General features: G+C 43.3%; 1 protein-coding gene. It reads right to left on the bottom strand.

All coding sequences use genetic code 11. The annotated features are described in order from the left end of the window. The coding region (locus tag KCG35_RS26020; RefSeq protein WP_215822820.1) for an IS256 family transposase at positions 1-628 on the bottom strand (628 nt) is incomplete at both ends.

The following is a 628-nucleotide window of genomic DNA, read 5'->3' as shown; positions in this document are numbered from 1 at the left end:
GCATTAATCGCTTCAGGAAACCCCTTCAAGCCGTCTACACAAGCAATTAAGATATCCTGTACACCACGATTTTGTAACTCAGTGAGCACACTAAGCCAGAACTTAGCGCCTTCCTGTTCGCCTAACCATAACCCTAATAGTTCTTTCTGGCCTTCTAGGTTAACACCTAAGGCTACATACACCGCTTTATTCACAACGCGTTTATCCTGACGGACTTTAACCATAATACAGTCTAAGTAGACAATAGGATAAACCTCATCTAAAGGTCGAGATTGCCACTCAACCACCTGTTCAATGACCGTGTCAGTGACTTTTGAAATTAAGGTGGGTGATACCTCGGCACCATATAATTCTTGGAAAGCGGCCACAATCTCTCGTGTGGTCATGCCTTTTGCATAAAGACTCAGAATTTTATCGTCCATGGATGTAAAGCGAGTTTGGTATTTCTTCACCAACTGAGGCTCAAAGGAGCCTTTTCTATCGCGAGGTGTATTCAGCTCAAAAGAGCCATCTTCCGTTTTTAACTGCTTTGAAGTGTAGCCATTTCGAGTGTTTTTTTCGGTAGGTTGTGCTTGTTGGCTATCATATAAGTGCTCTTCCAGCTCGGCATTAAGAGCTGTTTCAACCG

This window comes from Zooshikella harenae (assembly GCF_018837975.1).
Lineage (GTDB): Bacteria > Pseudomonadota > Gammaproteobacteria > Pseudomonadales > Zooshikellaceae > Zooshikella > Zooshikella harenae.
This window is presented reverse-complemented; position numbering and strand designations above follow the sequence as displayed.